At 56.1% G+C, this 21,324-nt stretch carries 19 protein-coding genes; 8 read left to right on the top strand and 11 right to left on the bottom strand.

Annotated features, from left to right (window positions below; translation table 11 throughout):
• Window positions 1-981, bottom strand: a 981-nt coding sequence (locus F8561_RS02440) for an Ig-like domain-containing protein (protein WP_226777980.1), incomplete at its 3' end; no start/stop codon positions are given.
• A 309-nt stretch (window positions 982-1,290) separates the two neighbouring features.
• Between F8561_RS02440 and F8561_RS02445 the strand changes: the two genes are divergently transcribed.
• The gene (locus F8561_RS02445) at window positions 1,291-1,914 is read left to right on the top strand and encodes a response regulator transcription factor (protein WP_047744057.1); all 624 of its coding nucleotides are present in this window, start codon (window positions 1,291-1,293) and stop codon (window positions 1,912-1,914) included.
• Between the two features lie 23 nt (window positions 1,915-1,937).
• Here the strand turns inward: F8561_RS02445 and F8561_RS02450 are convergent, their stop codons facing one another.
• Window positions 1,938-2,891 carry a GlxA family transcriptional regulator gene (locus tag F8561_RS02450; RefSeq protein WP_151887108.1) on the bottom strand — a complete coding sequence of 318 codons (954 nt, stop codon included), beginning with the start codon at window positions 2,889-2,891 and terminating at the stop codon, window positions 1,938-1,940.
• Window positions 2,892-2,953: 62 nt separating this feature from the next.
• The gene (locus F8561_RS02455) at window positions 2,954-3,682 is read right to left on the bottom strand and encodes a cysteine hydrolase family protein (protein WP_151887109.1); all 729 of its coding nucleotides are present in this window, start codon (window positions 3,680-3,682) and stop codon (window positions 2,954-2,956) included.
• 296 nt (window positions 3,683-3,978) lie between these two features.
• Here F8561_RS02455 and F8561_RS02460 point away from each other — a divergent pair, with 296 nt between their 5' ends.
• From F8561_RS02460 to F8561_RS02475, 4 genes are all read left to right on the top strand, one after another.
• Entirely contained in the window at window positions 3,979-4,605 is a 627-nt protein-coding gene (locus F8561_RS02460) for a response regulator (protein WP_020885118.1), read from the top strand.
• A 28-nt stretch (window positions 4,606-4,633) separates the two neighbouring features.
• The gene (locus tag F8561_RS02465; RefSeq protein WP_151887110.1) at window positions 4,634-5,407 is read left to right on the top strand and encodes a response regulator; all 774 of its coding nucleotides are present in this window, start codon (window positions 4,634-4,636) and stop codon (window positions 5,405-5,407) included.
• A gap of 327 nt (window positions 5,408-5,734) precedes the next feature.
• A complete protein-coding gene (locus tag F8561_RS02470) occupies window positions 5,735-6,208 on the top strand; it encodes a GlcG/HbpS family heme-binding protein (protein WP_020885120.1) in 474 nt (157 codons plus the stop codon).
• A gap of 45 nt (window positions 6,209-6,253) precedes the next feature.
• Window positions 6,254-6,946 carry an outer membrane protein gene (locus F8561_RS02475; protein ID WP_032681508.1) on the top strand — a complete coding sequence of 231 codons (693 nt, stop codon included), beginning with the start codon at window positions 6,254-6,256 and terminating at the stop codon, window positions 6,944-6,946.
• A gap of 156 nt (window positions 6,947-7,102) precedes the next feature.
• Here the strand turns inward: F8561_RS02475 and F8561_RS02480 are convergent, their stop codons facing one another.
• From F8561_RS02480 to F8561_RS02490, 3 genes are read right to left on the bottom strand one after another with little or no spacing between them, the layout of a single operon-like run.
• Window positions 7,103-7,969 carry an HlyD family secretion protein gene (locus F8561_RS02480; RefSeq protein ID WP_151887111.1) on the bottom strand — a complete coding sequence of 289 codons (867 nt, stop codon included), beginning with the start codon at window positions 7,967-7,969 and terminating at the stop codon, window positions 7,103-7,105.
• Complete coding sequence (locus tag F8561_RS02485) at window positions 7,966-8,181, bottom strand: DUF1656 domain-containing protein (RefSeq protein WP_020885123.1); 216 nt, start codon at window positions 8,179-8,181, stop codon at window positions 7,966-7,968. Before F8561_RS02485 ends, F8561_RS02480 begins: the two co-directional genes overlap by 4 nt.
• A complete protein-coding gene (locus F8561_RS02490) occupies window positions 8,171-10,168 on the bottom strand; it encodes an FUSC family protein (RefSeq protein WP_151887112.1) in 1,998 nt (665 codons plus the stop codon). Before F8561_RS02490 ends, F8561_RS02485 begins: the two co-directional genes overlap by 11 nt.
• A gap of 76 nt (window positions 10,169-10,244) precedes the next feature.
• Between F8561_RS02490 and F8561_RS02495 the strand changes: the two genes are divergently transcribed.
• Complete coding sequence (locus tag F8561_RS02495) at window positions 10,245-11,039, top strand: AraC family transcriptional regulator (RefSeq protein WP_025204769.1); 795 nt, start codon at window positions 10,245-10,247, stop codon at window positions 11,037-11,039.
• Here the strand turns inward: F8561_RS02495 and F8561_RS02500 are convergent.
• Window positions 11,036-11,926, bottom strand: a complete 891-nt coding sequence (locus F8561_RS02500; RefSeq protein WP_032677591.1) for an oxidoreductase — start codon at window positions 11,924-11,926, stop codon at window positions 11,036-11,038. The genes F8561_RS02495 and F8561_RS02500 overlap by 4 nt on opposite strands.
• 143 nt (window positions 11,927-12,069) lie before the next feature.
• Between F8561_RS02500 and F8561_RS02505 the strand changes: the two genes are divergently transcribed.
• Complete coding sequence (locus F8561_RS02505) at window positions 12,070-13,191, top strand: YbdK family carboxylate-amine ligase (protein WP_040016833.1); 1,122 nt, start codon at window positions 12,070-12,072, stop codon at window positions 13,189-13,191.
• On the opposite strand, the gene F8561_RS02510 is transcribed toward F8561_RS02505, so the two are convergent.
• From F8561_RS02510 to F8561_RS02520, 3 genes are all read right to left on the bottom strand, one after another.
• The gene (locus F8561_RS02510) at window positions 13,142-16,276 is read right to left on the bottom strand and encodes an efflux RND transporter permease subunit (RefSeq protein ID WP_063858398.1); all 3,135 of its coding nucleotides are present in this window, start codon (window positions 16,274-16,276) and stop codon (window positions 13,142-13,144) included. The genes F8561_RS02505 and F8561_RS02510 overlap by 50 nt on opposite strands.
• Window positions 16,277-16,285: 9 nt before the next feature.
• A complete protein-coding gene (locus F8561_RS02515) occupies window positions 16,286-17,347 on the bottom strand; it encodes an efflux RND transporter periplasmic adaptor subunit (RefSeq protein WP_020885129.1) in 1,062 nt (353 codons plus the stop codon).
• Between the two features lie 106 nt (window positions 17,348-17,453).
• Entirely contained in the window at window positions 17,454-20,162 is a 2,709-nt protein-coding gene (locus tag F8561_RS02520; RefSeq protein ID WP_151887113.1) for a cation-transporting P-type ATPase, read from the bottom strand.
• 488 nt (window positions 20,163-20,650) lie between these two features.
• Here F8561_RS02520 and F8561_RS02525 point away from each other — a divergent pair, with 488 nt between their 5' ends.
• Window positions 20,651-20,899 (top strand): DUF1158 domain-containing protein, encoded by a 249-nt coding sequence (locus tag F8561_RS02525; protein ID WP_025204775.1) that lies wholly within the window; start codon window positions 20,651-20,653, stop codon window positions 20,897-20,899.
• A gap of 60 nt (window positions 20,900-20,959) precedes the next feature.
• On the opposite strand, the gene F8561_RS02530 is transcribed toward F8561_RS02525, so the two are convergent.
• Entirely contained in the window at window positions 20,960-21,301 is a 342-nt protein-coding gene (locus tag F8561_RS02530; protein WP_020885132.1) for a RamA family antibiotic efflux transcriptional regulator, read from the bottom strand.
• Window positions 21,302-21,324 lie beyond the last annotated feature (23 nt).

Below are 21,324 nucleotides of genomic sequence, written 5' to 3' on the forward strand. Positions count from 1 at the left end.
GAATACAGGCAGGGCGTCATCAGTGGTGTCACCGTCATTGATTGGGCCAACCACCGGACCGACATCATCTTCCACCTCACCAATCACCGGTTTTTCCGGCGGGGTGAGATCGACCACGAAATCAATAGGATCGGACGGTTCGCTGGCGTTACCCTCAGGGTCGGTGATGACCACTACCGCTTCATGTTCGCCTTCCGGCAGCGGTTTTTCTGGCGTCACTTCCCAGTTGCCGTCTTCACCCACGATCGCGGTGCCCACGACTTCATCGTCGACAATCAGCTCAACGGTATCGCCAGGGTTCGCACCACCGCCACGGAATACAGGCTGGGCGTCGTCAGTGGCATCGCCGTTGTGGATAGGGCCAGTGATCGGGCCAACGTCATCCTCAACTTCGCCGATCGTTGGTTTGCCAGGACCTGTCGGTGGAGGGGGAATAACGTCGCCGTTATCACCACCGTCATTGCCGCCACGGTTATGGCGAATAATGGAGCCGATGCCAATCGCCGCACCAATCGCCGCTAATGCACCCAGTGCCAGCAAGGCAGGGGAAAACGCGGTACCCGCAACCGCCAGACCGTCAAGGCTGGCAATCGCGCCTGCGCCCAGCGCTTGCGCAGAGGATTCACCGTCCAGCAGGAAAGCAGCTTCGTGGTCATCATCACCGTCGGTGGCGATGTATTCATGCCACTGACCATCTTCCCCTTTACCGACCAGTTCACCCGGATTATCAAAGTAGTCTTCGATAATCAGCTGCGGCTGATCTTCATCAGTGCCTTCCAGCATGATGAACAGGTCTTTACCGACACGTTTCAGGGTAATGTTTTCTGGCGCAACGCCGTTTTCCCCTTCAGCAAGAATGTATTTTGCATTCGGGATGGCTTTAATTTTGACGGCACTGCCTATTTTTTCACTGCGCAGAACGTCGGCTTTGACAATCGTATTTTTATCAACGACTGCAATATTTACTGGCTTGAGATTCATTCGCTAAATTCTCGTGTAAATAATCGATCTGTGTCTGCGCAACGCGCCAGACGCACTTCCATACGGGATTCTTTCCCTGGCTGACGCTATCTTCCTGTCAGAGCGACGGAGTCTTAATAAGACCTGTCGCAAACGACCAGGTTAAGGTTGCAAGGAGATGTAATAAAAGGACTGGTCTGTTATCTGGCAGGCCAGGCAGGACAGCGCTGAGGGGGAAAATAAAGTCTCAGTTAAAGACAAGTCTTAGCCAAATTTGCATTGACGGGATAGAGAATAAATTTTTCCTTTCCCGATTCAGGACAACCAGGAATGTCAGGCAAAAAAGTCATTGTCATGGACGCCAGCCCACTGCTTCGCGCTGGACTCCAGGGCTTATTATCAGAACATGGTCATCAGATTGTTGCGCAGTTTGGCACAATGGAAGAATTGCTGGACAAACATTCGTTGTTCAACGCCGACTTGATAATAATGGAGCATCTGCAACAACAGCCAGACGTGTTTTCTTCTCTGGCTCAGTTAATAAAAAATATCCCTGATACACAGGTAATGATTTTATCCTCATCATCCAGTGATTTTCACATTCAGCTTAGCAGGAAGGCGGGAGCTGCCGGCTATCTTAATAAAAACAGTACGCTGGACAACATCGTCCGGACTGTCAATAAAGTCGCATCCGGCCAGTTCTGTTATGGCAATGAACTGAGGCTGCACCGGACAAAATACCCGCGAGACGCCTCGTTGTTGTTATCGCTATCCCATACTGATATCTGTATCTTGCGCTACATTTCTGCGGGCTACAGCAATCAGGTCATTGCCGGCATAATGAATATAAATAATAAACGCGTCAGCGCTTATAAAAAGCGCATCATGCTGAAATTTAAAATATCCAAATTGACTGAACTGGTGGATCTGGCAAAACGTAATTATCTCTATTGAACAGAAATGACGCCGGGAAATGACTAACGACCACGAAACTCGCGACGATAGCGGGAAGGTGAGGTATTAAGCTGCTTTTGAAAGTGGCGCCGTAAAGAGGTCGTGGAAGGGAAGCCGACGCGTTCGGCAATATCTTCCACTGGCCGATCGGTTTTTTCAAGAAAGCGCTGGGCAACGAGAATGCGCTGGTTCAAAAGCCAGTTTGAAAAACGTTCCCCCGTCGTTTGCTGAAAGCGGCGGGTAAAGCTCCTGCGGCTCATGCAGGCTTTCTCCGCCACGCAGTCCAGCGTGATGGCCAGCTGTAAATTCTCTGTTGCCCAGGCCAGCGCGTCGGTGAAGTTATCTCCACGACGCGTATTCTGCACCGGCAGCTCCACAAACTGCCGCTGCCCGCCCTGACGATGAGGCGGCACCACCAGCAAGCGCGCCACGCGGTTGGCGACATCCGCACCCCACGCCTGTCGAACCAGATGCAAACAGCAGTCGATACTGGCTGCCGTTCCTGCTGACGTCACAACATCGCCATCATCAATGTAAAGCACATCTTTATCCATCTGCACTGAAGGATAAAGACGCTGAAAGTCCGCCGCCCACCGCCAGTGCGTCGTTGCCGGACGGTTTTCCAGCAGGCCTGCGGCGGCCACCACGAACGTGCCCATACACAACCCAACAATGCGGGACCCGGCCGCATGCGCGTTTTGTAACGCCGTTAACAGGTCAGGCTCCGGTGCATGCTCAGGCACATCCCAGCCCGGCACAATCACCATATCCATCCCGGCTAACGCATCCAGACCTCGGTCGACCACGATGGAAAAACCGGCATTGGTTTTAAGCGCGCCGGGTGTAGTGGCACAAACCACGAGCTGACACAGGGCGTCCCCCTGCGGCGTCAGTGCTTTCTCAAACACGGCATAAGGCACCGAAAGGTGAAAAGGAATAATGCCTTCAAAGACTACGATACCAATTTTCAATGTCATGACCGCCTCCGTAAGCCAGCCAGTATAGAGGGCTGGCTGGCCACAGGGGTTTCAGTTCGGTCTTATTTTTCCACCGCCAGCGCCATCACCTGATCCGTGGTCATGATTTCAGCAAAGACATCCGCGACGCCTGCCAGCGCTGCACGCTGCAGCGTGTCGTGATCCACCACGCCCCCCTTCCCGTCATCCAGATCGCGCGTGGCTGTCGCATCTTCCGGAATAATCACGCTATAACCCAGCGGTACAGCATCACGTGCAGTCGATGAGATACACATATGCGTCATCAGGCCCGCCACGATGACCTTTTTAATTCCCTGTTTCTTTAAGCGGGCATCCAGATCGGTGCCCACGAAAGCGCTCGGGGTCTCCTTGGTAATAATGGTGTCCTGCGCAATCGGCTGCAGATCCTTATGGAACTGGGCAAATACGGAATTCTCAGCGAACAGCGGCGTACCGTTTTGCTGCGGGTTATTTTTTGTTATGTGGCGCACAAAGTAGACCGGCATCCCTTTTTGGTGTGCATACTCGACCAGCTTTTTGTTTTTCAACAACACATCCGCGCCATCCGGGATAACCATCCGGCCACGGAAGTCCTGACCCGCGTAATATTCATTCTGAATATCCACCACGATTAACGCGGTTTCAGATGCGGATAAAGACGTCGTAGCAACAGCGCCTGACATCGCGCGAATCGTTTTTGTATTCACCTGATTTGTCTCCTGTGCGGTGGCCTGGCTGGAAAATGCGCTCATCATGCTCACCAACAGTGCGGTACGGAAAATCGTTTTCATAACAAGAACTCCCTCTGTGTTGTGTTCGGGAGGCATTATTTCGTATTAACGTAAAAGACAGGAGTCACCTGAAGAACGAAAAACGGTACTTTTGGGTCAATATAAAAAAGATTACCCCGTCGTTCCTGCCGAACAAATATGCCAGAAAAACCCACCACTCTAATTTTCATGTCATTGAAATAGCGCTATTTTCCGCTTATTGACCGGCGGGTAATATCGTTGCAGATATGGTATAGTTATGCATAATATTCATGCCTGTGTTCATCAGGCAAAGCCCTTTGAACCAGGATGATAAAATGAATAGCGTATTAATCGTGGATGACCACCCGGTTGCCCGTCTGGCGGTGAGAATGTTGCTGGAAAAAGACGGGATGACGGTGATCGGCGAGACTGATGATGGCCTTAAGGCATTACAACAGGCACGTCAGTTACTTCCGGATTTGGTTATTGTCGATATCGATATTCCTACAATCAATGGGATTAACGTTGTTCAGCGACTCCGTGCGAATGATTTTAAAGGCGGGATCCTGGTTCTGACGGGTAAAGATGACGATCATTATATTAAGCGTTGTGCCGGTGCGGGCGCCGATGGGTTTATTAGCAAGCGCAATAATCTGACGGAACTTCATGACGCTATCCGTGCAATCAAAAGTGGCTATGGTTTTTTCCCGATTAACCGCGCCCGCCAGATTGCCGCAGAGGATATTCCGCTGGATGACAAAGGGAATATTGCCAGTCTGTCGGATAAGGAACTGCAGGTTCTGCATTTTCTGGCAAAAGGAAGCCGGATTGTCGATATCGCCGGGGAAATGATGATCAGTGATAAAACGGTCAGCACCTATAAACGCCGCCTGATGAAAAAGCTCGATCTTAAAAGCCCGAAAGACATTTATGATTTTGCCCTGCGCAACAAAATAGAATGAGCCAACACCAGGTCTTAAAGGGAAAAATGTGACGGAATCCCCTTCGGCGGCGCGCCCGCTACGCATACTGACTGTAGACGATCACCCGGCAAGCCGACTCCTGCTCAGGCAGCAATTGATCCGCCTGGGGTATGAGGTTGTCGAGGCAGAAAACGGCAAACAAGCCCTTGTGCGCTGGAGCGAACAGCAGGTTGATATGGTCATCACCGATTGTAATATGCCGGTGATGGACGGGCTAACCCTCACCCGGCTGTTACGGGAACGGCAGCAAAAACCGTTAATTATCCTTGGTCTCACCGCGAATGCTCAGCCCGAAGAGCGTAGCCGCTGTATTGCCGCAGGTATGGACGACTGCCTTTTCAAACCGCTCAATCTGAAGCAACTGGAGGCGGGTCTACAGCGGGTATCCCCAAAAGAGGCGACTACAAAACTTGCTGACCCGAAAGGCCTCGGCCAGTTTATCCGTGTGGACAATCTTCGGTCGTTAACCGGCGAGGACAATACCTTATTGTTCACCCTGCTGAATGCCACGCGGGATGAAAACCAACGCGACATGCAACCCTGCCTTACGCTGGCCCGTCAGGGCGACTGGGCAGCGCTGGCGTATCACGTACATCGCCTGGCCGGTGCCGCCGATATCATTGGCGCAACTGCGATAGCGCAGCAGTGTCGCAGTCTTGAAAAGGCATGCGAAGGGACAAGGCAGCCCGTCGAGTCTGAAATTGTGCCCCGCCTCCAGACCCTGCTCAGGGACGTCGCGGCGCTGAATCAGGCGATTACAGCCTTCACCACACCACGCTAACCTCAGGTTTACTTTTCCTCACACGCTGTCGAGCGGGCGCCTGCGCCTGGCCTGTCCTGTTTTTCACCGACAAGGACTACACGCCTATAGTCCTTCCCTTACACGCCTATCATCCTGCCCTCATGTATCTCACTGACCTGGAATTTATATAGTGACCCCGTTGTCACCATGGCAACGTTTTTGAAATAAAGAAGGTTGCCATGTTAAATAATTTATTTGAGACCACTACAACAGAACTGCGCTTTCTTATTCTGATGCTCTTGCTGATCAACCTCACGGGCGTTTTATTTTTATTATTTACGCCTCATTAATTAAAAGGTATTCCTTGTGAAAAAAACATTTCTTATTCTGCCTGTGCTCACAGCATTAACCATGACTGCGCACGCTAAATCATTGACGCAGTCCACCCTGTCTCTGGAACAGGCATCTGTACTCGCCAGCGAAGCCGTTAAATCGTGCAGCGCTAAAGGCTATAACGTCAGCGTAACGGTTGTCGATGCTGCAGGCCTCACCCGCGCGGTACAGCGTATGGATAACGCCGGGCCACACACCCTGACAGCCAGCTATCAGAAAGCGTTTACCTCTGCGTCCAGCGGAGCGGCGACCAGCCAGCTTCTGGAAAACTCAAATAAGTATCCGGCGGCGAAAAACCTCGGCGATATCCCTGGTTTCTTATTACTGGCTGGCGGCGTACCGGTTAAAGAAAATAACGCCACCATCGGTGCCATTGGTATTGGCGGCGCGCCGAGCGGTGATATTGATGAAGCCTGCGCACTCGACGCTATTAAAAAGCTGAAATAAGTAAAGCTATCTGTCATTTATCGGAAAGATAAAAAGGAACTTATTATGAAAGTAACGCCACGTGTTTTATTCGCCTCTGTGATTTCACTGTGCGCTTCCGGCCCGGTACTGGCTGCCGAAAACGTTAAAGAAGGCTATTACGGCGCCCTGAACCTGATTGACACCCATCAGAAGGCCAAGAGCATGAACCTGAGCGAACGCCCGGGGATCGGTTCATTTGTGGCCGGGGACGAAAAAGAGCACAAGCTGAACGGTTCCGTGGCCGCCGGCTATCAGTTCGGCAATAACTGGCGTACCGAAGCGGAATATGTGTTTAAAGAAAAAACAGAATTCACCAGCGGATCTTCCACGTTTGCGACCAGTTTCAACCACATGAAAGTTGATTCTGAACGTGCAATGCTCAACGTTTATCGTGACTTTATGATCACCGATAAATTCGCCCTGTACGCAACGGCGGGTGCCGGTGTGGCAAAAGTGAAAGTGGGTGGCTGGCAGGGTAATGACACCCGCGAGTTTGCTGGCAACACGCAAACCAACTTTACCTACTCCGTGGGTGCTGGTGCGTCTTATGAAGTTATCGACGATCTGACCCTGTACGCCACTTATCGTTATGTCGATATGGGCAATATCGAAAGCGGCCGTAACACCTTTGTCAACGCCCGCAGTCTGCAGGATGAAAACCTGCGTGGACGCCTGGTGAACAATGAATTTGTATTCGGCGTGCGCTACGTCCTGTAAGGCACGTTGACAGACAGTTTCATCACCCTCATTTCAGGTATTTTTCCTCTCTTTTATGCCACTTTGCCTGTCCTTACCGCCTCTCTGCCGGGCGGTAAGGTTTTTTTTGCTCAAGAGCGCTCACGATCGAATTTCCCTTCAGTACGCTGACGCCCCTCATTCCGGCACCACCTCCACGCTCGCCGACAACCCGGCTACCAGCTCAATCCCCTTCGGCAATGCATCAATATGTATGCGCACCGGGACGCGCTGCGCCAGCCGCACCCAGCTAAACGTCGGCTCGACGTCGGGAAGCCCAAGCCCGCCCGTCTCATCGTTGTTATCACCGATCCCATGGCCGATGCTCTCAACATGCCCGGCAATCACCGGTTCATAGCCCATCAACACGATATGCGCCGTGTCCCCAACGCGAATATGGCGAAGTTTGGTCTCCTCGAAATACCCCACCACCCAGAAACTGTGCGCATCGACGATGGCGACCTTAGTCTCCCCCGCGGTGGCATAGTCCCCCGGGCGAAGCCGCAGATGGGTGATATAACCCGAGACGGGAGCCCGTACGGTGGCATGGGACAAATTAAGCTCGGCCAGCTCCAGCGCGGCCAGCGCACCGTGATAATTCGCCACCGCGACGTTCGCGGCGCTGCCCGTTTGCTGTAAATCCTCGCTGGAAATCGCGGCTTTAATCTGTGCGCGTCGCCTGGCGGCATCCTGTCGCATCACCATCTCATGCCGTCTGGATTCCACCTCCGCCTGCGCGCTGGCCACCGCCAGCGTGAGCCAGTGCGGGTCGATAGCGTAGAGCACATCGCCCCGGTTAACCCACTGGTTATCCCGGACAGCCACGCGGATTACCGGCCCGGATACGTCCGGCGCAATCTGTACCACATCCGCCCGTACCCGGCCGTCGCGGGTCCAGGGCGTTTGCGCATAATGTTTCCACATCATAAAAGCCAGAAGCGTGGCCGCCACGACGGCACATAACGTCAGCGCATAGCGACCGACCAGAGAAAGTAGTGATTTCATCTAAATAACCCCAGCGCGGTCAGGCCCTGCATCAGCAGGAAAAAGGTGACCAGATAAGTTGAAACGTCCAGCAGCGGGCGAAAAGGCAAACGACGGTAGAGCCTGCTGAGCGATAAAAGCGCGATGAGTGCCAGCGTGCAGGCCAGCGCCGCGAGCGCGGTGACAAGCAGTCCCGGGATAAAAACGCCCCCGATATTCAGATCATTGACCATCGTCTGCCCTCCGTAATGCGCAATGTAAATCCACCAGATGGCCGACAAACTGGCGCGTTTGTGCATCTGTGGCAGGCAAACTGAGGCGGATGTGGTCGGCGATGTGTTCACGCAAGGCGTCGGTGTCGTTCAGGTGATACAGGCGCGCGCTAATCTCCCTGCTCGCGGGCATACCGCAGCGGCGTAAATGCATCACTGAAAGGCCGATGCGCAGCGCGCGCAGCAGCGGGTTAAGCACCTGCTCTGAGGCACGTCCGCTGCGCTGCAGGCGCGGCAGTAACAGGGCAGCGCGGTCAATCATCAGATTGGTCCAGTGCGTCTCATCCAGCAGAAGCTTGCCCTTCACGCTGCGACGAATATCGCGCTGGCACAGCGTGTGCAGACGTGCGATGGCCGCGTCGGCCTGCACGGTTTGCAGCAGGCTCATGCTGATAACAGCAAAGCCGGTTGCGGCAAACAGCGCAATGGCGGTATTGGCCGCCGTGGCAAAATCTCCGCTGTAGTGGGCACCCAGCTCGCACAATACCGGCAGCGTCAGGGTGATCCCCATCGCCATAAACGTGGTGGGAGGACGTGCCTGAAGCGACCCGGCCAGCAGATATACCGGCGCCAGCACGGCCACCAGCACGGGGAAATCGCTCACCTGCGGAAGCAGCGCAAAGCTGTACAGCAGGCTAATCAATACGCCCCAGAACGAGCCAATAATGTATTTCACAATGTGCGGAGCCGGGGTGTCGAAACTGCCAAACAGCGTGCAGCAGACCCCAAGGATAGAGACCGCCGTGCTGCCATCGGGCCAGGCGGAGAAGATCCAGACCAGGCAGCCGCTCAGGATGATGGCGAACGCGCCCAGCGAGGTGCGGGCGGCAGTAAGAGGATCGCGGTGAAAAACATACCCTTTAACTGCCCTGCCCGCCGTCAGTCCGTGGGCGGGCTTCGCATGGTGGATGGCATCAGAAAGACGTTCGCACTGCTGCAACAGCGTAATGGCCTGCGTCAGATAACGGACAAAACTGGCCAGCAGCGCGTCGTTCATCGTCCGGGCCTCTGCAGCGTAGCGCTCTGCGAGCTGTTCACTGCGTGCTATTAACGCATCTGCCGTGCTGTTGCGTGCAGCATCTTCATCCCCCAGCCAGGCCTGAACGTCGTCGAGCAATACCTGCAACCCGGCAGGCACCGTCGCCGGTAAGCGATCGCGTAATTCACAGTTGACGATGACCAGCCGCGCCAGCCGGTCATGGATAGCCTTTCTGCCCTGCCGCACCGGAGCAGACAGGGCAAAATCATACGGAATATGATGGCTTATGCCCTGCAGAAACTGCAGCGCCAGCGCCAGATGCAGCGGGTCTGAAACCGCGACGGGTTTGCCTGCGAGGGTGTCAGCCACCCGCTCACGCGCGGCGTGCAGGGTTTGCGATAACTTACTGTTGAACAGGCCGGAGATACGCGCGGGTAACACATAGCGATGTATCAGCGCCGCGCAGAAGATCCCAATGACAATCTCCTGCACACGGATAATGGCGATATTAAAAATCCCGCCGGGGTCGGATACCGCAGGAAAACCAATCAGGCTCGCAGTGTACCCGGCCAGCACAAAGGCATACGCCCGCGGGGTGCGCTCCAGCAGAGATAAATAGAGGCAGAACGTGATCCAGCCCGATAGCATCACGCTGCAGAGGATCGGCATATTGACGAAGACAGGTACGATCGCAACGGTGGCGCAGGCCCCCACAACGGTGCCGGCCAGACGATAGAGACTTCTGCTCAGCGAGGCCCCTACCGACGTCTGCGACACGATATAGACGGTAATAATGGCCCACGATGGACGTTCGAGGCCTATCGACAGCGCAATGTAGTAAGCGAGCATCGCCGCTGCAAAACTTCTCGCGGAATAGAGCAACGCGCTGGCATCGTTACGCAGCACGGGAGAAAACCGCTCACGTATGGTGCGCCACGAATGAAAATGAAAAGCGTTTAATATGTTCATGCCAGAATTATTACTGGCTTGCGAACCCGCTTAAATACTCTATTCTGTCAAAAAATACCTAAATGTTGCCAGAAACGTGAAACCTCAACTTGCCAATACGCTCTTCGATCCTGACGCCACCGCATGCCCGGCCGTAGCCCGACATCTGGATTTCGTGGAGTACGCCGCGGAAGTGCCGGTGCACACCCACCGTAAGGGGCAGCTGATTATTGCTTTGTATGGCGCGGTGATTTGTCATGCGGAAAATGATATCTGGATCGTGCCGCCAGACTGTGCCGTCTGGATCCCTGGCGGGATCGCACACAGCGCCAAAGCGACCTGGAATGCTCATCTCAACTATCTGTTTATTGAGCCCGGTGCCGCCGCGCTGCCGGAGAAATGCTGCACGCTGGCCATTTCCCCGTTAATCAAAGCGCTGGTTGACCGTTTGACGCATGAACGCGTTGATTATCCGCCAGAGAGCCATGCCGCGCGGCTGACCAGAGTGACGCTTGATGAGCTCGCCAGCATGCCGCAGCAGAAGCTGAGCCTGCCCGTTTCAGCCCATCCCAAAATACGTGCCATGGCCGACGCGCTGGTCAGCCATCCTGACGACAGAAGCACCCTGAAAGCGTGGGCGAAACGGCTGGCGCTGAGCGAGCGCTCCTTTGCACGTTTGATGGCGCGCGAGACCGGGCTGAGCTTTGGCCGCTGGCGTCAGCAGCTGCAGTTGATTATTGCCCTGCAGGAGCTGGCAAGCGGTGTCCCGGTCCAGAACGTGGCGACAACGCTTGGGTATGAATCCGTGAATGCGTTTATCACCATGTTCAGGAAAGCCATGGGCACCACGCCCGCGCACTATTTTGCCGAACGAAAAGTCAGCGGCCGTTAACCCGGCCCTTCGCTGCCTGCAGCAAGCAGGGGAACCAGCACATCGCTAATCGGAACGGGAATACCGTGAGCACGACCATAGCGCTGGATCACGCCGTTGCGGATATCCCACTCCATGGGACGGTTGGCCTGACGATCGGCGAGGATAGACGTGCCTAAATCGGCAGGTGCGCGCTGGAAATTCGCCAGGATCTCCTGCGCAACGTCATCGTGCAGCACCGCGCCTTCTGCTCGGGCCACGGCAAGCCCCTCGCGCAAATACGCCAGCGCCAGCTCGCTGATATCCTCACGGGAGAACATCCCGGCACGACGATTCGCAAGCACCATCAGGCCTGCAACCGCATTTTGCAGCAGCTTGCGCCATGCGACGGTAAGAAAATCTGCCGACAAGTCTACCGCGCAGCGCGTGCCGTTCAGCGCATCAGCCACCCGTTTTGCCTGCGGCACATCCGGCAGCGTCAACCGCGGACTGGCCCGCAGCCAGACGGAGGCATCCGGCTCACGCTGCGCCGGGAACCAGACCACCGACGGCAGTACCGTCGCGCCATTGACCCACGGTGCAAGCTGGGCCTTTTGCTCGACGCCGTTTTGCAACGCGCAAACCACCGTGTTTTCATCGCACAGCGCGTTCAGCCATCCCGCGCTGTCGGCGTTCTGGGTCGTTTTCACTGCGATAAAAACCAGATCGTACGGACGATCGATGACCGTCGGATCGGTTAATACCGGACCGGGTACCACGATTTCACCCTCATCGTGCCGCAAACGTAATTGCGGGTGTGCGGTACGTCCGCACAGTTGCGGCGTGCGGCCAGCCTCATGCAGCACCGCAGCGATAGTGGTTCCGATTGCACCGGGTCCAATCAGCGCAATGGTTGGATAGTCAGACATTGTTAACTCCCCTGGTCGCTAAAGCCCTAATCAGTGTGCCGTGGCGTTCAGCATAGCCGCCACACGTCACTTTATACCACCGCCTGAAGTGGGAGCCATACCCGTTGTCTATACTCATTTCATCTACGACAACGGAGTGCACCATGCCATTACCCGATTTCCATTCCTCTGAACCTTATACCCTTGGTATTGAACTTGAACTGCAGGTGGTTAACCCGCCGGGGTACGATCTGAGCCAGGACTCCTCCGCCCTTATCGCTGCCGTCAAAGACGACATCAAAGGCGGGGAAGTGAAGCACGATATCACCGAGAGCATGCTCGAAATCGCCACCGGCGTGTGTCAGAACATTGATCAGGCCGCCGCACAAATCTCGGTGATGCAGCAAAGTATTCTGCGCGCCGCTGCGGAGCAGCATATTCAGATCTGCGGCGGTGGGACGCACCCTTTCCAGAAGTGGCAGCGTCAGGAGGTGTGCGATGACGAGCGCTATAACGTCACGCTCGAACGGTTTGGCTATCTGATTTTGCAGGCGACGGTATTCGGCCAGCACGTGCATGTCGGGTGTCGGACCGGCGACGACGCTATTTATCTGCTGCATGGTTTGTCGCGCTTTGTCCCCCACTTTATTGCTCTGGCGGCGTCCTCACCCTATATGCAGGGTACGGACACGAAGTTCGCCTCGTCGCGACTCAATATCTTCTCGGGATTTCCGGATAATGGACAGATGCCGTGGGTGAACAACTGGCAGGAGTTCGAAGGGTTGTTTCGTCGTCTGAGCGCCACCAGCATGATCGACAGCATTAAAGATTTGCACTGGGATATTCGCCCCAGCCCGCATTTTGGCACGGTCGAAGTGCGGGTGATGGATACACCGCTGACGCTCGGCCACGCGATCAACATCGCCGGGTTGATTCAGGCGACGTCTCACTGGCTGCTGACCACGCGGCCCTATAAGCATCAGGAAAAGGATTTTCTGCTGTACCGCTTTAACCGTTTTCAGGCATGTCGTTACGGGTTAGAGGGCATTCTGACGGACGTGCAGACTGGCGAGCACAAAACCGTGGCGGAAGATATTGGGTGGCTGCTGGAGCAGGTTGCGCCGTCGGCCGAGAAGCTCGGCGCGACGAGCGCGATTAAGGAAATAGCCCTGATGTTAAAACAGGGCAAGAGCGAGGCGCAGCGCATGCGCGATTTTATCGCAGACGGCGGTTCGCTTATTTCTCTGGTTCAGAAACATTGCGAGCTGTGGGCGACGAGTCCGTAAGGCGATGCCCCCACTCACGCAGGCGCTGGAACAGCACAAACAGCGCCGGGATAAACAGAATGCCGACCACGGTGGCCACCAGCATCCCGCTGAACACCGTGGTGCCAATGATGCGGCGGCTCTGCGCCCCTGCCCCGGACGCCAGCATCATCGGTAGCACACCGATAATAAATGACACCGCCGTCATCATCACCGCCCGGAAGCGGCGTGAGGCGCCTTCACGGGCCGCATCGACAATCGCCATCCCCTCATTACGCCGTGCGCGGGCAAACTCGACAATCAGGATCGCATTCTTGGCTGCCAGCGCGATTAACAGCACCAGGCCAATCTGCACATACACATCGTTGGCGTATCCCGCGATCCACAGCCACACCAGCGCGCCACCGATGGCGAACAGGACTGAGAGCATCACGCTCGCGGGCAGCGTCCAGCTCTCATACTGCGCGACAAGGAACAGCCACGCCATAACCACCGCGGCCAGGACAATCCAGATGGCCTGATTTCCGGTCTGCTGCTCCTGATAAGACATCCCGCTCCAGGCATAGTCGTACCCGGCAGGCAGGTTTTCCGCCAGAAGCTCGCTCATCACGACCATCGCCGTGCTGCTGCTCACGCCGTCTGCTGCCGACCCGCTCACTGACACCGACGGGAACTGGTTATACTGCTGCAGGAACGGTGCGCCAACGGTCGGGGTAATCGTGACAAGATTACTCAGACGCACCCGCTCACCGTTATTGCTACGCACGAACAATTCGCTGATTTGCCCGGCACGCTCGCGCCACTGCATTTCGTTCTGTACCACCACGTGGTAGACGCGGTTGTTAACGCTAAAATCCCCGGCACGCGTGCCGCCAAAGGCGGTTTGCAGGCTGCTGAAGATGCGCGAGACCGGCACGTCGAGGCGGGCAGCGCGCTCGCGATCAACGGTCAGCGTCAGCTGCGGCACGTTGCTGCTCCAGGTGGTAAACACCCGGTTAAGCTGCGGATGCTGGTTAGCTTTTATCAGAACGTTGCGGGTAACGCGTTCCAGCTCCGCCGGGCTTTGCCCCGCCTGGGCCTGAATACGCAGGTCGAAGCCGGAGGCGTTGCCCAACCCCGGCAACGTCGGCGGGGCGAAGGTCATGATGGTCGCTTCCGGCAGCGCCAGCAGCTGACGCTGCAGCGTTCCCATCACCTCATCAAGCGGCGGACGCTCACTCCATGTCTTCAGCATGATGGAGATAAACCCGCCGTTAGACGCGCTGGTACCGTTGAGAATGTTAAAACCGGAGACCTGAATCACATCCTCGACCGCAGGGTGTCTGGCGATAAGCTCCCGCGCGGTGGTCATCACCGCTTCGGTACGCTCCAGCGACGCCGCTTCCGGCAGTTGCACGCTGGCGAAGAAGTAGCCCTGATCTTCCTGCGGCAGGAAGCCCTTTGGCATTGACATAAAGCTGAACACCACCACGCCCGCCGCACCGGCCGTTGCCAGCAGCACCAGCCACGGACGGAGGTTAATGCAGTTAACGATGCGGGTATAAACGGTGCGCGTGGTATCCAGTCCGCGGTTGAAAACGCGGTAAACCGCGGCTGGCTTCTTCGGGCGCGGGCGCAGCAACAGCGCACAGAGCGCTGGCGTCAGGGTCAGCGCCACCAGGCTTGAGAGCGTGACGGCGGTGGAGAGCGTGACTGCGAACTGGCGATACAACTCCCCCACGATCCCCGGCAGCAGCGCCACCGGCACAAACACCGCCAGCAGCACCAGGGTGGTGGCAATCACCGGCCCGGCAATCTGGCGCAGCGCCTGTGCGGTAGCCGCCGTGCGGCTTTGCCCTTCCGCCATTAGCGTTTCAACGCTCTCCACCACCACAATGGCGTCATCCACCACCATGGTAAGCGCCAGAATAATGGCGAACAGGCTGAGCGTGTTGGCCGAATAACCGAGGGTATAGAGCACCGCAAAGGTGCCGACCAGCGACACTGGAATAGCGAGCGCCACAATCAGCGTCGCACGCCAGCTCTGCAGAAATAAGGAAACCACCACCACGACGGCGAGCAGGGTCAGCGCCAGCGAGACACCAATCTCCTTGATGGTCGCGGCGACAAAGGTGGTGGTATCAAATTTTACTTCATAGGTCAGATCGTCCGGGAAACGTGCAGAGAGTCGCGCCAGCTCCGCGCGAACCGCATCGGCTACGCGCAGGGCGTTGGCGGACGGCGTAGGGTAGATGCCAAGATAGGCGGAGTCATGCCCGTTCAGCTGGGCGCCGGAGCTGTAGCTGCGCGACCCCAGTTCAATCGCGGCGACATCTTTCAGGCGCACCAGCTGGCCCATCTCCCCCGCACGGATAATGATGTCCGCAAAGTCCTCAGCCTGATTTAAACGCCCCAGGCCGTTAATCGTCAGGGTTTGCTGCTGGCCGTTAAACACCGGCGGCGTTCCGACCTGGCCTGCCGCCCCCTGGACGTTCTGCTCGCGTAACGCCTGAGCCACGTCATCGGTGGTCACGTTCAGGGCGTTCATGCGATCCGGACGCAGCCAGATACGCATGCTGTAGTCGCGTGCGCCAAACATCTGCACCTGCCCGACGCCCGGCAAACGCGCCAGCGCTTCACGCACCTGCGTGCTGGCGTAGTTACTGACGAAAAGCGGCGTGTGGGTATTGTCCGGTGAGTAAAGGCTTACCCCCATCATCAGATTGGTAGCGCGTTTACGCACTTGCACGCCGTTTTGCTGCGCCTCGGTGGGCAATTGCGCCACAGCCTGCGCCACGCGGTTTTGCACGTCGATGGCGGCCAGATCCGGATCGGTCCCTGCCGCAAATGTGATGTTCAGGCTGTAGGCACCTTCATCGGAACTGGTGGATTCCATATAGAGCATGTGATCCACGCCGTTAAGCTGAGTCTCCAGCGGCGTGGCAATGGCTTCCGCCACGTCAGCCGAACTGGCACCGGGCCAGCTGGCGGAGACATTCACCACCGGTGGGGTGATCTGCGGGTACTGCTCCACCGGGATAATCTTCAGCGCGATGGCACCCAGCAGGGTTATCACCAGCGCAATCACCATCGCGAAGCGCGGGCGTTTGATGAAAAACGTCAGCATGATGGCTCCTTAATTCAGTATCTGGACGGCTGCGCCAGGCTGTACGCGCTGGGCACCGTCGGTGATCGCTCGCTCACCGGGATGTAAGCCGGATGAAATCTCAAACTGCTGGCCAATCTGTCCGGCAATCTTCAGCGGGCGTTTTTCTGCTTTGCCTTCTGCGTTAACCACCCAGGCAAAGAATCCCTCGCCGTTTTGCTGTACCGCCGCAGCGGGCACTGTCAGCACCGGCTGCGCGCTTGCCGGACGCAGGTAGACATTCACATTGCCGCCCGGCAGCAGCTGATGGCGCGGGTTGGCAAATTCAGCGCGCAGCATCACGCTGGCGGTACGCGGGTCGATACGATTGTCCACGGAGGTCAGTTCACCGTTCAGGCGCTGACCATTGCTGTCAATCCGCGCCTGCCAGGCGCGCTTCAGGGCGCTGATATCCGCATGTTGTCCGGCTTTGGTGGCAAACGCCCCCTCTTCCAGCGCAAAGGCGATACGGATCGGATCAAGCTGCACGACATCCACCAGCACGCCGCTTGACGGGTTCACCAGGCTGCCGGCATGGAACTGGCTGTGCCCCACGCGGCCATCAATCGGCGATGTGATGCGCGTGTACGCCAGCGTCACGTTACGGGTTTCGAGGCGAGCTTTCGCCTGCTCCAGCGCAGCGCTGGCGACATCGCGCTGCATGCGCGCGTTATCCACGTCATGACGGCTGATGGCATTGCTGTTGCCCAGGCTTTCAAAGCGTGAAAGCTGCTGCTGCGCCTGACGCAGCGTGGCTTCCGCGCTCTTTACCTCAGCCTGTGCCAGACGCACGGCGGCGCGTGGCTCGGCATCGTCCAGTTCAAACAGCACGTCACCTTTTTTCACGTATTGTCCGTCGCGAAAATGAACCTGGGTAATCACGCCTTCCGTGCGCGCTCTTATCTCGACGGTATGAATGGCTTCAATGCGGCCAGGCACGTGCCGTTCAGCTGCGTGGGTCGTTTGCTCCACAACCGCCACGCGAACCGGAATGGCAGCAGCAAACGCGGGTTGAAAGAGGGCGAGGAGGACAAACAGGAGCGGGAATTTCATGGGGATGTACCTCTGATGTGTTTCCCTCACCCCGGCCCTCTGCCCAATGAAAGGGAGGTCAGCATCCCCTCTCCCGGCGGGAGAGGGTTAAGGTGAGGGCAAAAGGTTATGCAGCCTTACGGAACCTGCGGGTCAGTCGCTTCTCGATTTCAACAACGAAGAACATCACCGCGGCTACCGCCAGCGTGACGAACCAGTAGCGCAGAGGCAGCGCTTCCGTACCGAAAAGCATCTGCATAAACGGCAGGTAGATGATTGCCGCCTGGAGCAGGAACAACACGCCTGTGACCAGCCAAATCCCTTTGTTCGCCAGCAGGCCACGGTTCAGGGAGAACCCTTCAGTGTTGCGGCAGTTAATCATGTATACCCACTGGGCGCAGACCAGCATCTGCAGCAGCACGGTGCGGATGAACTCCGCGCTGTGGCCGCGCGGTGCCAGCCAGGCTTCCAGCGCAAAGGCGGCGATGGCAATCATGGTCCCGACGAAGGCCACGCGCCATACGGCGTACGCATCCATCACGTGCTGTCCGGTCTGACGCGGCGGACGCTTCATGATGTTGCGCTCAGCGGCTTCAAAGGCCAGGCCAAAGGAGAGCGTGGCGGAGGTTGCCATGTTCATCCACAAAATCAGTACCGGCGTCAGCGGGATAATGTTCCCTGCCAGCAGCGCAATAACAATCAGCAACCCCTGCGCCAGGTTGGTCGGCATAATGAACAGAATGGTTTTCTTCAGGTTGTCGTAAACGCGACGCCCCTCTTTTACCGCGCTGGCGATGGTGGCGAAGTTATCGTCGGTCAGGACCATATCCGCCGCCTCTTTGGTCACTTCGGTGCCTTTAATGCCCATTGCGATGCCCACGTCCGCCTGGCGCAATGCCGGAGCGTCATTCACACCGTCGCCGGTCATGCCCACGATCTCACCCTTGTCCTGCAGGGCTTTCACCAGGCGCAGCTTATGCTCCGGGCTGGTACGGGCGAAAATGTCATATTTCACCGCGGCGTCTGCAAGCTCAGCGTCGTCCATTTTCTCCAGCTGGTAGCCCGTCACCGCCTGCTCGCTGTTGGTGATCCCGAGCATCTGACCGATGCTCATTGCCGTCTGCGGGTGATCCCCGGTGATCATCTTCACGCGGATCCCGGCCTGCTGGCAGGCATGAATCGCATCAATCGCTTCAGGACGCGGTGGATCCATCATTGCGGCAATACCGAGGAAGATCAGCCCGTGATTCAGATCGTCATGCGTCAGCGCCTGCTCACCGTTCGCCGGTTTGAACGCCGCGGCAACCATACGCAGCCCCTGACGCGCATAGCGCTCCATCTCGGTTTCCCAGTAAGCGCGGTCGAACGCTTCAGCGCCGTTACGGGCTTGCTGCTGTTTACACAGCGCGAAAATCACGTCCGGCGCGCCGGTAATCAGGATGTGCTCCTCGTGACCAATCTGATAGTGGGTGCTCATGTACTTGTACTGCGAATCGAACGGGATCTTGTTAATCAGGGTGGTCATCACCGGCTCAAGATGCGCCTTCGCCGCCAGCACCTTCAGCGCCCCTTCGGTCGGCCCACCGGTGATGCCCCACAGACCGCGTTCGTCCTGAATCAGCTGGCTGTCATTACAGAGATCGACAGTGCGCAGGTACTGCTCCAGCACGGTGCCCGGCTGGATCTGCATCGGCTCGTCGCTGCCTTCCAGATAAATGTTCCCCACCGGCTCGTAGCTGTTACCGTCCACGCGGTAGCAACTGTCGGCAGTAATGATGGCTTTCACCGTCATCTCGTTCATGGTCAGGGTGCCGGTTTTATCCGAGCAGACCACGGTCATCGCCCCCAGGGTTTCAACCGTTGGCAACTTGCGGATAATCGCCCGCTTGCGTGCCATCGCCTGCACGCCAAGAGAAAGGATGATAGAAATAATGGCTGGCAGACCTTCCGGCACGGACGCGACCGCCAGACTAATCAGAGAGAGCAGCAGCTCGCCCATGGGGATTTCGCGGAACACCAGGCTGAAGACAAACAGTGCCGCCATCATCGCCAGAATAATGGCGAAGATCGCTTTCCCCAGCTTGTCCATCTGCACCAGCAGCGGCGTACGATGCTTTTCAATACCCGCCATCATCTGGTTAATGTGGCCAAGTTCAGTCTCTTGCCCGGTGGCAATGACCACGCCAATGCCGCCCCCTGCACTCACGGTCGTACCGGAAAAGACCAGGTTAGTGCGGTCGCCCAGCGGTAATTCACCGGTCAGCGGATTAATGTGTTTATCCACCACGGTAGATTCGCCGGTCAGAATAGCCTCTTCCACGCGTAAATTATGCGCTTCGATTAAACGCATATCCGCCGGAATACGATCGCCCGCGCGTAATACAATAATATCGCCCGGGACTATTTCAGTTGTCGGTAGCGTTTCATGGTTGCCATTGCGAATGACACGCGCTTCGCTGGAGAGCATATTGCGAATACTCTTCAGGGATTTTTCCGCATTGCTTTCCTGAATATGGCCAATTAAAGCGTTGATTACCGCCACACCGAGGATAACCAGCGTATCGACCCAGTGGCCCATAACCGCGGTTAATACCGCCGCGGCAAGCAGAACGTAAATCAGTACATCATTAAAATGGGCGAGAAAACGTAGCCAGGCGGGCTTGCCTTTTTTCTCCGGCAACGCGTTAGGGCCATAATGATGCAGACGTGCCTGCGCTTCAGCACGGTCGAGGCCGCTTGCCTGGCTCTGCTTGTTAGCAAGCACTTGCTCAACGGTCTGCTGATACGCCTGCCCACCAGCAGGTGGCATGTTCTGAGAGAGATTTTTTTTGGTCATCGTATTTTTCCTTCAATATACGGTGGACGGAAGCCTGAATTCCTTTCTGGCTTTAATAAATTCATTTTTAAGGCTTGCGGGTAAAATTGATCTACCGCAATATAATTACTTCCGGGATATTCAAAACTAATAAATATTATTCGAATACGATGATTTTTACAAAATATTTCTAAACCAACGCTAAACGAGGAGGAACCATGTTTGGTATTTATCGCGCACGCCGCCTGGCGTTATACATTGTCGCAGCCATTGTTATTGCCACGTTAATTGGATATAGCACTTATATGTTTGTAAAATTATTTGCATGACAAGGACATTTATTTACATAACGCGATAATAATTTAATCGCTTCTGAGAGATTATTCTCTTTCTGTTATTTATTCGCAGAAAAGTGCATTCGATTTAACAAAAAACGTCTGCCGGGTTTATATTGCTTTACGTTCCGCGATGCCGGACAATGACATTTTTAACTGACGATTAACATTAAGATGAAACACCCGTTAGAATCGCTGCTCACAGCGGGGGGCATTTTGTTGATGGCCCTGCTCTCCTGCCTGCTGTTACCTGCGCCGTCGCTTGGGCTGGTGCTGGCGAAAAAGCTGATGACGATCTTCCACATGGTCGATCTTAACCAGCTGTACACCATTTTGTTCTGCGTGTGGTTTTTACTGCTTGGCGCCCTCGAATTCTTCATCCTGCGTTTCGTCTGGCGTCGCTGGTTTTCACTGGCATCGTAAGTAAAAAAAAACCGGGTGCGGCTGCGCCTTACCCGGTCGGATTTCTGCATAACGACACGTTCAGTGTGTCCGGCTGTGGTTCTCTTTGCGGTACGCGCCAGGCGGCTGGTTGAAGGTACGGGTAAAGATACGCGTAAACGTCTGCTGCGAATCAAAGCCGTAGCGCAAACAGATATCGTAGACACGCTCGTCCGATTCACGCAGGTCACGCGCTGCCAGCAGCAGCTTGCGTTCGCGAATGTAACGCCCGAGACTTTCTCCCTTGTACTGCATAAACAAACGCTGCAGATGCCATTTCGAGTAACCCGCGTGGCGGGCAATCTCTTCGATACGTAATGGCTGGTGCAGGTTGTCGTCGATCCACTCGACGATGGTGTCGATGACTTGAGCGGAAATGGTCATACTGCTCTCCCCCTCTGCTTCTC

Source organism: Enterobacter sp. 198, from assembly GCF_009025585.1.
In the GTDB taxonomy this organism is placed as follows: Bacteria; Pseudomonadota; Gammaproteobacteria; order Enterobacterales; family Enterobacteriaceae; genus Enterobacter; species Enterobacter ludwigii.

Coding starts and splice junctions, on each gene's coding strand:
- F8561_RS02445 (WP_047744057.1), top strand. CDS start 1,291: ATGTCAGGCAAAAAAGTCATTGTCATGGACGCCAGCCCACTGCTTCGC.
- F8561_RS02450 (WP_151887108.1), bottom strand. CDS start 2,891: ATGACATTGAAAATTGGTATCGTAGTCTTTGAAGGCATTATTCCTTTT.
- F8561_RS02455 (WP_151887109.1), bottom strand. CDS start 3,682: ATGAAAACGATTTTCCGTACCGCACTGTTGGTGAGCATGATGAGCGCA.
- F8561_RS02460 (WP_020885118.1), top strand. CDS start 3,979: ATGAATAGCGTATTAATCGTGGATGACCACCCGGTTGCCCGTCTGGCG.
- F8561_RS02475 (WP_032681508.1), top strand. CDS start 6,254: ATGAAAGTAACGCCACGTGTTTTATTCGCCTCTGTGATTTCACTGTGC.
- F8561_RS02480 (WP_151887111.1), bottom strand. CDS start 7,969: ATGAAATCACTACTTTCTCTGGTCGGTCGCTATGCGCTGACGTTATGT.
- F8561_RS02485 (WP_020885123.1), bottom strand. CDS start 8,181: ATGGTCAATGATCTGAATATCGGGGGCGTTTTTATCCCGGGACTGCTT.
- F8561_RS02490 (WP_151887112.1), bottom strand. CDS start 10,168: ATGAACATATTAAACGCTTTTCATTTTCATTCGTGGCGCACCATACGT.
- F8561_RS02500 (WP_032677591.1), bottom strand. CDS start 11,926: ATGTCTGACTATCCAACCATTGCGCTGATTGGACCCGGTGCAATCGGA.
- F8561_RS02505 (WP_040016833.1), top strand. CDS start 12,070: ATGCCATTACCCGATTTCCATTCCTCTGAACCTTATACCCTTGGTATT.
- F8561_RS02510 (WP_063858398.1), bottom strand. CDS start 16,276: ATGCTGACGTTTTTCATCAAACGCCCGCGCTTCGCGATGGTGATTGCG.
- F8561_RS02515 (WP_020885129.1), bottom strand. CDS start 17,347: ATGAAATTCCCGCTCCTGTTTGTCCTCCTCGCCCTCTTTCAACCCGCG.
- F8561_RS02520 (WP_151887113.1), bottom strand. CDS start 20,162: ATGACCAAAAAAAATCTCTCTCAGAACATGCCACCTGCTGGTGGGCAG.
- F8561_RS02525 (WP_025204775.1), top strand. CDS start 20,651: ATGAAACACCCGTTAGAATCGCTGCTCACAGCGGGGGGCATTTTGTTG.
- F8561_RS02530 (WP_020885132.1), bottom strand. CDS start 21,301: ATGACCATTTCCGCTCAAGTCATCGACACCATCGTCGAGTGGATCGAC.